An 11,324-nucleotide genomic window follows, 5' to 3' on the forward strand; every position below is an offset into this window, starting at 1 on the left:
TTAGCTCAGCTGGATAGAGTACCTGGCTACGAACCAGGCGGTCGGAGGTTCGAATCCTCCAGGACGCGCCACTTATTGAAAAAGCCTCGCAATTGCGAGGCTTTTTTGTATCTAGACATCTGGAATATGGCGTAGGATCACTAGAGCCTATGTTCCTCTTTTTAAAAGCGAATATGTGCGTATCTAAGCAATTTGCTATCAAGCTTCTGTCGCATCGTGTGAATCATCCTGATTATCCCTCCTATACACTGACTTCCATTTTTCATTTCAATTACTCTCATGTAGTCACTTTGTTTGTCATTTGTTTATTGATTGTTAATTTTGTTCATCTTTTTGTTTTTGTTGGTTTTTACTGCGTGAGTCCCGATTTGATTTTGAAATCTAAATCGCAGTTTTTATTTATGTCCTCCTTTACTCTGTTCGTAAGGTGATAGCGATTTGAAGTGATTATTTTGTCATGAACTGTGATCTGGGTAGTGAATAAATAATCATTTATCAGGATTACTACAAACCTTCCTTAAACAAAATTGACAAAATTTAACCAATCGAGATAATCCATGGGTCGGGATTTGACACTATTAAAGTCCTGCACGTTGTCAGGATGACAAAGAAAGGAAGCAACATGACTAATATAGGAAGCCTGCTAGTAGATGCGGCCACCCTGATGCTAACGGGGATGGCGGTCGTATTTATTTTCCTCACTATTCTTGTTTATCTCGTTCGGTTAATGTCGAAATTGGTACCAGAAGAAGTACCAGAGCCGATCGCAGCACCAAAAACAAACACTAATATTCAATCAACCTCTTCAGCTGTTAGTCCACAAGTAGTGGCGGCGATCTCGGCTGCGATTCATAAACATCGCGCCTCATTCGCGAAGTAGCCGAACTAGGATTAAAAAGGAGTTTAAGAGCATGTCTAAACCACTAGCTATTACTGATGTGGTCCTTCGTGATGCCCATCAATCACTATTTGCTACGCGTATGCGTATTGAGGATATGCTGCCTATCGCAGCTGAGTTGGATAAGGTTGGTTACTGGTCTCTAGAGACTTGGGGTGGTGCAACATTTGATTCTTGTATTCGATTCTTAGGGGAAGACCCTTGGGAGCGTTTACGTGAACTAAAAAAAGCGATGCCTAATACACCAATGCAAATGCTACTGCGTGGTCAAAACCTTTTAGGATACCGCCATTATGCCGACGACGTAGTAGAGAAGTTTGTTGAACGCGCGCATGCTAACGGCATGGATGTATTCCGTATTTTTGATGCAATGAATGACGTGCGAAACTTCCAGAAAGCCGTTAAAGCAACGGTTGATGTTGGTGCGCATGCTCAAGGTACGTTGTCTTACACAACGAGCCCAGTGCATAACGCAGACACTTGGGTTGACTTGGCAAAACGCCTAGAGGATTTAGGTTGTCACTCGCTGTGTATTAAAGATATGTCTGGCTTACTTAAGCCTTATGAAGCGGAAGAGCTTATCACGCGTATCAAAGCGTCTTGTGATGTGCCATTGGCACTTCATTGTCATGCCACTACGGGGCTGTCTACAGCAACAGCGGTAAAAGCAGTAGAAGCCGGTATTGATATTCTCGATACTGCGATTTCTTCAATGAGTTGTACTTACGGTCATACACCGACTGAAACGGTAGTCGCTATGCTAGAAGGCACCGAGCGAGATACCAATTTGAAACTCGAGCAACTGGAACCTATCGCCGCATATTTCCGTGAGGTACGTAAGAAGTATGCGAAGTGGGAAGGCCAGTTAAAAGGAGTCGATTCACGCATCCTGATTGCTCAAGTGCCTGGTGGTATGCTGACCAATATGGAAGGCCAGTTGAAAGAGCAGGGCGCTGCGGATCGCATTGATGAAGTATTAGAAGAGATACCTCGTGTACGTGAAGATCTTGGTTTCATTCCATTGGTGACTCCAACTTCACAGATCGTCGGTACGCAAGCGGTGATTAACGTTCTTACTGGCGAGCGCTATAAGAGTATTACCAAGGAAACCGCTGGTCTATTGAAAGGTGAGTACGGTCAAGCGCCAGCCGAGTTAAATGCAGAACTGCAAGCGAAAGTGCTTGATGGTAAAGAGCCAATTACCTGTCGTCCTGCCGATTTACTTGAGCCTGAAATGGAGACGCTTACGGTTGATCTGATGGAGAAAGCGAAATCAGAAGGCATTAAGCTAGCAAGTGAGCGTGTTGATGACGTACTCACTTATGCACTTTTCCCTCAAGTTGGGCTTAAGTTCCTTAAGAATCGTGAAAACCCAGAAGCATTTGAGCCTGCACCAACGCTAGAAGCTGCAAAGCCTGCTGTACCTGTGGCTCAACCAGAAACTGGCGGTGTAGAAACTTATAGTGTACGTGTTGACGGGCAGGTGTATGAGGTGGAAGTTGGTCCTAAAGGTGAACTGACATCTGTTGCTCCTTCTAATGCACCGGCAAAATCGGCTACACCTAGCACACCTTCTAATGCTTCAGCTGAAGCGGTGCCTGCTCCTCTTGCAGGTAACATCTTCAAAGTGAATGTTCAGCCTGGTGCTGAGGTAGCTGAAGGCGATGTATTGCTCATCCTTGAAGCGATGAAAATGGAAACTGAAGTACGAGCGGCGCGTGGTGGTGTGGTTCAAGAGCTGAACGTTAAAGAAGGCGATGCTGTCACAGTAGGTGCGCCTCTGTTGAGCCTGGCGTAAGGGAGTATCATGGACGGATTGTTAACCCTTTGGGCAGAAACAGGGATCGCTAACTTCGAGTTCGGCCAAATCTGTATGATGCTGGTTGGTTGTACTTTGCTGTTTTTGGCAATTAAAAAAGGATTTGAACCTTTACTGTTATTGCCGATTGGTTTCGGTGCTATTTTGGCGAATATTCCAAATGCTGGCTTTACTGAGCCTGGTGGCTTGCTCTACTACGTTTACTACATTGGGATTGAATCGGGTGTGTTCCCGCTATTGATCTTCATGGGTGTGGGCGCGATGACCGACTTTGGTGCTTTGATCGCAAACCCAAAAACGTTGTGGTTAGGTGCGGCTGCGCAGTTTGGTATTTTTGCAACACTGTTTGGCGCTATTTTACTCAACTATGTACCTGGCATGGAGTTCTCCATGGCAGATGCTTCGTCTATCGCGATCATCGGTGGTGCTGATGGGCCAACAGCGATTTTCTTGGCGAGTAAGCTCTCTCCAGATCTGTTAGGTGCGATTGCAGTCGCGGCATACAGCTATATGGCATTGGTGCCGATCATCCAGCCACCAATCATGAAAGCACTTACAACCAAGGAAGAGCGTCAAATCAAGATGGCTCAGCTTCGTCATGTTGGTAAATGGGAGAAAGTCATCTTCCCGCTTGCTGTATTACTGATGACGATTCTGTTCTTACCTTCAGCTACGCCATTGGTTGGTATGTTCTGTTTGGGTAACTTGATGCGTGAAGCTGGGGTGGTCGATCGTTTATCGAAAACTGCTCAAAATGAATTGATCAACATAGTGACTATTTTTTTAGGTCTTGGTGTTGGTTCTAAGCTGCAAGCTGAGCAGTTCTTGAACCTAGAAACGTTAGGTATCTTGGGGTTAGGCGCAGTTGCATTTAGTATCGGTACTGGTGCGGGCGTCATGATGGCGAAACTGCTTAACAAGTTCTCGAAAGAAGACATCAACCCACTTATTGGTGCGGCTGGCGTTTCTGCGGTACCAATGGCCGCGCGAGTCGTAAACAAAGTTGGTTTACAAGCTAACCCGCAAAACTTCTTGTTAATGCATGCGATGGGACCAAACGTTGCTGGTGTGCTGGGTTCAGCCGTTGCGGCTGGTATATTGTTAGCACTTGTTGGTTAGACATTATTGAAAATGGAATGATCAACCAATTTACAAAATCACGATTAACTTAGGTTAACAAAATGGTTTATAGTCAAAGGGATGCTTTCGCATCCCTTTTTGTTTTCTTGCAGGGAATGGTTTATGGAACACAAACAGATCGTTATCACTGAGTTTGGTGATGCCAACGTACTCGCGATTCAACATGCTTCTACACCATCACCACAGCTTGGTGAAGTCTTAGTAAAAGTCGCTTTTTCAGGCATAAATCCTATTGATGTCAAAACTCGAGCTGGGCTCGGTTGGGCGGCAGCGCAGAATAAGGATAATTTACCTTGGGTGCCAGGTTACGACATCTCAGGAAAAGTGATGTCTTGTGGAGAGGGGGCATCACGTTTTAATGAAGGTGATGAGGTGGCTGGATTTATTGGTTTCCCAGTTCGAGGCGGTGGTTACAGCCAATACATATGTGTTCCAGAAACTGAGTTAAGTCATGTTCCTAGCTCTGTCACTTTAGAGGCAGCTGCTGCATTACCGTTGGCGGGACAAACTGCGGCACAAGCTCTCAGTAAGGCTAATGTGAATGAAAACGATCGCGTACTTATCCTCGCTGGAGCCGGTGGTGTTGGACACCTCGCGGTACAAATTGCGATCGCGACGAAAGCGGAAGTCTTTACAACCTGCAGTGAACGAAATTTAGATTACCTTGCGACGCTCGGTGCTCATGCAGTGAACTATCAATTTGCACCAGTGTCAGAACGTGTTGAAGATGTTGATGTTTTGATTGATTTAGTAGGCGGAGATGCTGCGTTAGATGCGCTTAAATGCCTGAAAGACAATGCGAGAGTCATCACCGTTCCAACCATCACAGCTGAGCTGATTTGTGAAAAAGCCAAACTCCTAGGCTTTGAGGCTAGTGGCATGTTGGTTGAACCAGACCCTGCGCAGTTAGATACCTTGTTGTATATGGTCGGCGTTGGCTTACTGAAGACTGAAATTCAACAGGTTTATCCTATGAGTGATGTCATTGGTGCTCACCAGCAGGTCGAATCAGGAAGAACCAGAGGCAAGGTGTTGCTTGATATGACATGCTAGAAGCATTTAACACGAGTTTTGAAAGTTTAGCGCTTTGGTTTTCAGATTCAGCATTATGGGTGCTTTTCATGACCGGTTTTCTCAGTGCCACGTTGTTGCCTGGTGGTTCTGAGGCGGGCTTAGTTGCCACTCTCTCATTAAATCAATACTCCGTTTCTTCAATTGTTATGGTCGCTACTATCGGTAATACGCTTGGTGGCTTAACAAATTATTGGCTTGGCTTGTGGATTCCCAACAAAGCACAAGAGGAAAAGCACGGTCATACCGCATTAAAGTGGCTCTCTAAGTATGGCTATTGGGGATTATTTTTTAGCTGGTTACCTGTAATTGGAGACCCGCTGTGTTTAGCCGCAGGGTGGCTAAGAATGAAGTTTCTGCCTTGCGTGATTTTAATATTTTTAGGAAAGGCTGCTAGGTATAGCTTACTTGCGGCCATCTATCTCGGATTATTTTAAGGAAAGTACATGAAGATGTTTTGGGTTGGCGCGTGTTCACTGTTGGTGATCACGGGCTGTGCATCAAATACGCCAGTTTCATCACTGCCGAAAGGGGTAACTTTCGTTGAGTCATCGAAAGCTGAAGAAGGCAAAGTTAAGATTCCATACCAAAAGTATAAACTCGATAATGGTTTAACGGTGATCTTAGCTCCTGAAGATTCTGACCCATTGGTCCATGTGGATGTGACTTACCATGTTGGTTCAGCTCGTGAAGAAGTGGGTAAGTCTGGTTTTGCGCATTTCTTTGAGCACATGATGTTCCAAGGTTCAGAGAACGTTGGTGACCAAGAGCACTTCAGAATCATCACAGAGGCTGGCGGCACGTTAAATGGTACAACAAACCGCGATCGTACTAACTACTTTGAAACTGTCCCTGCTAACCAGCTCGAGAAAATGCTGTGGTTAGAGTCTGACCGTATGGGCTTTTTGTTGGATGCGGTTTCTCAACGCAAATTTGAAATTCAGCGTTCTACTGTAAAAAATGAGCGAGCTCAGCGTTACGATAATCGTCCTTATGGCTTGATTTGGGAGCGCATGTCCGAAGCGCTATATCCTGAAGGTCATCCGTATTCGTGGCAAACCATTGGTTATGTTGAAGATCTTGATCGTGTTGATGTGAACGACCTCAAAGCGTTTTTCTTGCGTTGGTATGGCCCAAACAATGCGACTATCACGATCGGTGGTGACTTAGACGTTGAACAAACTCTAGAGTGGGTAAATAAGTACTTCGGTTCGATTCCTCGTGGTCCTGAGGTTGAAAATGCGCCGAAACAACCTGCAAAACTGCAAGAAGACAAATACATCACTCTAGAAGATCGTATTCAACAACCTATGGTGATGATCGCGTGGCCAACAACCTACAACGGCGAAGAAAGCCAAGCGTCTCTCGACACGTTATCAGAAGTATTGGGGGGCGGTACCAACAGCGTGCTCTATCAAGACCTAGTGAAGACTCAAAAAGCGGTCGATGCTGGTTCATTCCATGATTGTGCTGAACTGGCGTGTAACTTTTACGTTTACGCAATGGGTGATTCTGGAGATAAAGGCGACCTATCAAAACTGTACGATGAGCTTTTACAATCACTAAATCAGTTTGCGGAAAAAGGCGTGACAGAGGATCGCCTTGAGCAGTTGAAGGGTAAAGCGGAAGCGGATGCTATTTTTGCGCTAGAAAGCGTTAAAGGTAAAGTGACTCAGTTGGCTTCCAACGAGACATTTTTCGGCGATCCTGATCGTCTTGAGCAACAGCTTGAGCAAATCCGTGCAGTTACGCCGACTTCGGTAGAAAAAGCGTATACGGACTTTATCCAAGGTAAGAACAAAGTGACCCTAAGCGTGGTCCCAAAAGGAAAAACAGACCTTGTCGTAAAACCTGCGACCTTTGTGACGCCAAAGCGCACGCTGCCAGAATATGAGAAGATTTCCGATGACCAATTGGCGTATCGTCGTGCGACCGATAACTTCGATCGCTCAGTGCAACCGCCAGTAGGAGAACCAGTGAAAGCGACGATGCCAGAGCTGTACGAGTTACATTTCAAGAATGGCTCAGAGCTGCTTGGTGCAGTTAGCGATGAAACGCCGACGGTGATGATGCAATTTAGTCTGCCTGCAGGGACACGTTTTGTTGAAAAGGGTAAAGAAGGTCTTGCCCAATTGACCGCTGCGATGTTGCAAGAAGGTACAACGAAACGCAGTGTCGAAGAGATTCAAGCTGAGCTTGATAAACTGGGTAGTGTTATCTCTGTTAATGCCACAGGTTATACAACAAACATCAGTGTTTCTGCTCTAGAAAAGAACTTAGAGCCGACGTTAAAAATTGTCGAAGAGATGTTGCTGTCTCCTGCATTTAATCAAGATGATTTCGAGCGTGTAAAAATGCAAGCGCTAGAAGGCCTGGTATATGAGCACCAAAATCCAAGTTGGATGGCGTCACAAGCGAGTCGTCAGGTGCTCTATGGGGATTCGGTTTTTGCTCGACCAAAAGACGGCACGCAAGCAGGTGTCAGTGCATTAACGTTGGATGATGTCCGTGAATTCTACTCGAAGCATTACACGCCACAAAGTGCGCAAATCGTCGTTGTTGGTGACATCAATAAACAGGAAATTGAGCAGCAACTGACGTTCTGGAAAAACTGGCAAGATGAAGCTGCGCCATTGTATGCACCGCAAAGCATTGCTGCATTAGGTGAGCAAAAGATCCATCTTGTTGATAAACCAGGAGCGCCGCAAAGTGTGGTCATGATGGTTCGTCAAGGTATGCCTTACGACGCAACGGGCGATTTTTACCTAAGCCAACTGGCAAACTTCAACTTAGCTGGGAACTTCAATAGCCGCATTAACCAAAATCTACGTGAAGACAAGGGTTACACATACGGTGCTTACGGCTACTTCTCTGGTAATCCAGAAACAGGCTCGGTGGTTTTCACCGCGCAAGTACGAGCGGATGCAACGGTTGCTTCGATCATTGAGATGGAAAATGAGCTAAATGAATACTCGCAGTCAGGTATTACTGATGAAGAGATGAAATTTATGCGTCAAGCGGTCGGTCAAAAAGATGCACTGAAATATGAAACGCCAACACAAAAAGCGGAGCTCATCAGTGATATTCTTAAGTACAACCTCGATCATGATTACTTGCAGCAAAGAAACGCTATCGTAGAAAAAGTCGATAAGCAGACGTTGAATGCGCTGGCTCAGAAATGGTTTGATCCAAATGACTATCAAATTATCGTCGTTGGTGATGCTAAATCGTTGCGTCCTCAATTAGAAAAGTTGGGGAAAGACGTAGAAGAGCTTGAAATCATTCGATAGAGTACACATTTAATAGCGGAGAAACGTTTCTCCGCTATTCATCTAGATAAGCAACTTTTCGTGGGTTATTTATCTAGATGCATTAACTATCAATAACTTAGCTTACACTTGTGTTATGTGACAAGTGTCCTGCTCCCAATATAAGCGAACCTCATTTTGACTGATTTTGCTGCGCGACTAAAAAAAGTTGCATCAAACCCCGAAGTATTTAAGCAGTTTGGACGCGGTGTTGAGCGAGAAACTTTGCGCTATCGTCAGGATGGACATCTAGCTACAACTCCTCATCCTGAAGGGTTAGGCTCTGCGTTCACAAATCAATGGGTCACAACGGATTTTTCGGAATCATTGTTAGAGTTCATTACGCCTGTGTCACATGAAATTCCAGAACTGATGGCACAGCTGAAAGATATCCATCATTTCACTCAAACCAAAATGGGTGAAGAGAAAATGTGGCCACTATCAATGCCTTGCTACGTAGGCTCAGAGGATGATATTCAGTTAGCCCAGTATGGCTCTTCGAATGCAGCGAAAATGAAAACGCTGTACCGAGAAGGCCTAAAGCGTCGCTATGGCAGCCTGATGCAAATTATTTCAGGTGTCCATTTTAACTTCTCGTTTCCTGAAACATTTTGGGATGCGCTCTATGGCGAGCAAGATGAACAAGCCCGCCAAGATGCTAAGTCTGATGCGTACTTTGCGTTGATCCGTAATTACTACCGCTTTGGCTGGATGATTCCCTACTTCTTTGGTGCATCACCAGCGTTATGTGGCTCTTTTATTCAAGGTCGTGAAACCGATCTGCCATTCGAGAAGATTGGCGGGACATTATATTTGCCGAAGTCGACGTCTTTGCGTTTGAGCGATCTTGGCTATACCAATAGTGCTCAAAGTGTGCTGAAAATTGGTTTTAACAGCATTGACCAATACCTCGATGGTTTGAGTGATGCGATTCGCCACCCATCAGAAGAGTTTGCGAAAATTGGGGTAAAAGTGGATGGTGAATACCGCCAGCTTAATTCCAATATCTTACAAATTGAGAATGAACTGTACGCTCCGATTCGTCCAAAACGTGTATCGAAAAGTGGTGAGAAGCCTTCAGATGCGTTACGACGCGGTGGTGTCGAATACATTGAAGTTCGTTCTCTAGATGTTAACCCATTCAGCGCAGTGGGCTTAAATGAAGAGCAAGTACGATTCTTGGATCTCTTCCTTACCTGGGCGGCCTTGTCAGACTCAGACCCTATGGATAACTGTGAATTAGAGTGTTGGCGCGATAACTGGAATAAAGTCATTGTTTCAGGCCGTGAAAAAGGTCTAATGCTGCAAATTGGTTGCCAAGGTGAGCGTCTATCTCTACAAGATTGGGCACACCGAGTTTTCGTCGAGTTACGTCAAATAGCACAGCAAATGGATATGACCGCTGGTGGCAGTGCATACCAAGATGTGTGTAATCAACTCGAGACATGGATTGATAACCCAGAACTAACGATCTCTGGTCAACTATTAGAGCTAACGAAAGAGCTGGGTGGGCTAGGTAAAGTCGGTTGTACTCTTGGTATGAAGTACCGTGATGAAAACCTAGCTCACGGTTATCAGTACTACTCACAAGATACGATGGAAACGGAAGTAGCGTCGTCCGTGGAAAAACAAAAGCAAGCAGAGCAGAGTGACACGCTTTCTTTTGATGATTTTTTGGAAGATTACTTTGCTTACCTGAAGCAGTAATGACTAACTAAGGATTGGTGCGGTTGAACATTAAGTCGTCAGTAGTAGCGGTACTTGGAAGCGTGTTACTTGCAGGTTGTGCTACGGCACCGCCAAAGCAGCAGAATAACTTATGCGAGATATTCCGAGAGAAATCCGGTTGGTACGATGATGCCAAAGATATGGAAGATGAATGGGGGACCCCTATTCATGTCGCTATGGCCATCATTAAACAAGAAAGCAGCTTTCGGCACGATGCAAAACCACCTAAAGATTATTTGCTAGGGTTTATTCCTTGGGGACGAGTCAGCAGTGCGTATGGTTACGCTCAAGCTCAAGACCCTGCTTGGGAAGACTTCCAAGATGCCACAGGTCAGGGTGGCTCTCGTACCAACTTCGATGATTCTATGATGTTTGTCGGTTGGTATACTCATGAAACACGGCGTCAGCTAGGGATTTCATTATGGGATCCCTATAACCAGTATCTGGCTTATCATGAAGGGCGAGGTGGGTATAAGCGAGGTACTTATAATCGAAAGCCTAGTTTAATCAAAGTCGCTCGACGTGTTGAACAAACAGCGAAAACTTATGGCTGGCAGCTGAAGCAATGTCGTCAGGAATTAGAAGACAACAGCAGCTGGTTCTTTTAGCCCACAGTCAGTTCATGTGCTGTAGGGATGAATGACATTTATCCATTACCGAAAGGTACTGGAGTTACAATCAGGAGAGATGTAATGCCTTTACTCGATAGTTTTACCGTGGACCACACTCGTATGAATGCACCCGCTGTACGAGTGGCGAAAACCATGCAGACCCCAAAAGGGGATACGATTACTGTTTTCGACTTACGCTTTACTGCGCCAAACAAAGACATTCTTTCTGAAAAAGGTATTCACACCCTAGAGCACCTTTATGCAGGCTTTATGCGTAATCACCTAAACGATGATTCTGTTGAGATCATCGATATTTCGCCTATGGGTTGCCGCACAGGTTTTTACATGAGCCTGATTGGCACACCATCAGAGCAGCAAGTCGCAGATGCTTGGATTGCAGCAATGGAAGATGTGCTGAAGGTAGAAAGTCAGAATAAGATCCCTGAACTTAACGAATACCAATGCGGCACGGCAGCAATGCACTCTTTAAAAGAAGCACAACAGATCGCAAAGAACATTTTGGATGCTGGTGTTTCGGTGAACAAAAATGATGAACTTGCTTTGCCTGAGTCGATGTTAAAAGAGTTGCGCATCGACTAGGTGCTCATTAAGAAGCATATTGCCCTAATAAGTAAAAAAGCCTGACATGAGTCAGGCTTTTCTTTTGGTTATTTTGTGCCGTCCTAAATAAGGTTGACACTTTCCACCCCCAAAATTGGAGAGTGTTATGAAATCAACAACTAAAAGAA

Annotated in this window: 9 protein-coding genes; all 9 read left to right on the plus strand. The window is 45.1% G+C overall.

The window, feature by feature from the left end:
* Window positions 1-622 precede the first annotated feature (622 nt).
* The 9 genes from R7P80_RS25675 to luxS all read left to right on the plus strand — a co-directional run bounded on the left by R7P80_RS25675 (window position 623) and on the right by luxS (window position 11,175).
* The gene (locus R7P80_RS25675; protein ID WP_005379932.1) at window positions 623-880 is read left to right on the plus strand and encodes an oxaloacetate decarboxylase subunit gamma; all 258 of its coding nucleotides are present in this window, start codon (window positions 623-625) and stop codon (window positions 878-880) included.
* 31 nt (window positions 881-911) lie between these two features.
* Window positions 912-2,696 carry a sodium-extruding oxaloacetate decarboxylase subunit alpha gene (gene oadA, locus R7P80_RS25680; RefSeq protein WP_225492053.1) on the plus strand — a complete coding sequence of 595 codons (1,785 nt, stop codon included), beginning with the start codon at window positions 912-914 and terminating at the stop codon, window positions 2,694-2,696.
* Window positions 2,697-2,705: 9 nt separating this feature from the next.
* The gene (locus R7P80_RS25685) at window positions 2,706-3,836 is read left to right on the plus strand and encodes a sodium ion-translocating decarboxylase subunit beta (RefSeq protein ID WP_085569811.1); all 1,131 of its coding nucleotides are present in this window, start codon (window positions 2,706-2,708) and stop codon (window positions 3,834-3,836) included.
* Window positions 3,837-3,959: 123 nt separating this feature from the next.
* Complete coding sequence (locus R7P80_RS25690; RefSeq protein ID WP_171343189.1) at window positions 3,960-4,910, plus strand: NADP-dependent oxidoreductase; 951 nt, start codon at window positions 3,960-3,962, stop codon at window positions 4,908-4,910.
* A complete protein-coding gene (locus R7P80_RS25695) occupies window positions 4,904-5,365 on the plus strand; it encodes a YqaA family protein (RefSeq protein ID WP_005379938.1) in 462 nt (153 codons plus the stop codon). Before R7P80_RS25690 ends, R7P80_RS25695 begins: the two co-directional genes overlap by 7 nt.
* A gap of 9 nt (window positions 5,366-5,374) precedes the next feature.
* On the plus strand, window positions 5,375-8,218 hold the full coding sequence (locus R7P80_RS25700) for a M16 family metallopeptidase (RefSeq protein WP_017820389.1): 2,844 nt from the start codon (window positions 5,375-5,377) through the stop codon (window positions 8,216-8,218).
* Between the two features lie 156 nt (window positions 8,219-8,374).
* Window positions 8,375-9,943, plus strand: coding sequence for a glutamate--cysteine ligase (gshA, locus tag R7P80_RS25705; RefSeq protein WP_225492054.1), 1,569 nt, complete (start codon window positions 8,375-8,377; stop codon window positions 9,941-9,943).
* Between the two features lie 23 nt (window positions 9,944-9,966).
* Complete coding sequence (locus tag R7P80_RS25710) at window positions 9,967-10,572, plus strand: hypothetical protein (RefSeq protein ID WP_005379943.1); 606 nt, start codon at window positions 9,967-9,969, stop codon at window positions 10,570-10,572.
* Window positions 10,573-10,656: 84 nt separating this feature from the next.
* Entirely contained in the window at window positions 10,657-11,175 is a 519-nt protein-coding gene (luxS, locus tag R7P80_RS25715) for an S-ribosylhomocysteine lyase (RefSeq protein ID WP_005379945.1), read from the plus strand.
* Window positions 11,176-11,324: the final 149 nt, after the last annotated feature.

Source organism: Vibrio sp. 2092, from assembly GCF_033339635.1.
Lineage (GTDB): Bacteria > Pseudomonadota > Gammaproteobacteria > Enterobacterales > Vibrionaceae > Vibrio > Vibrio alginolyticus.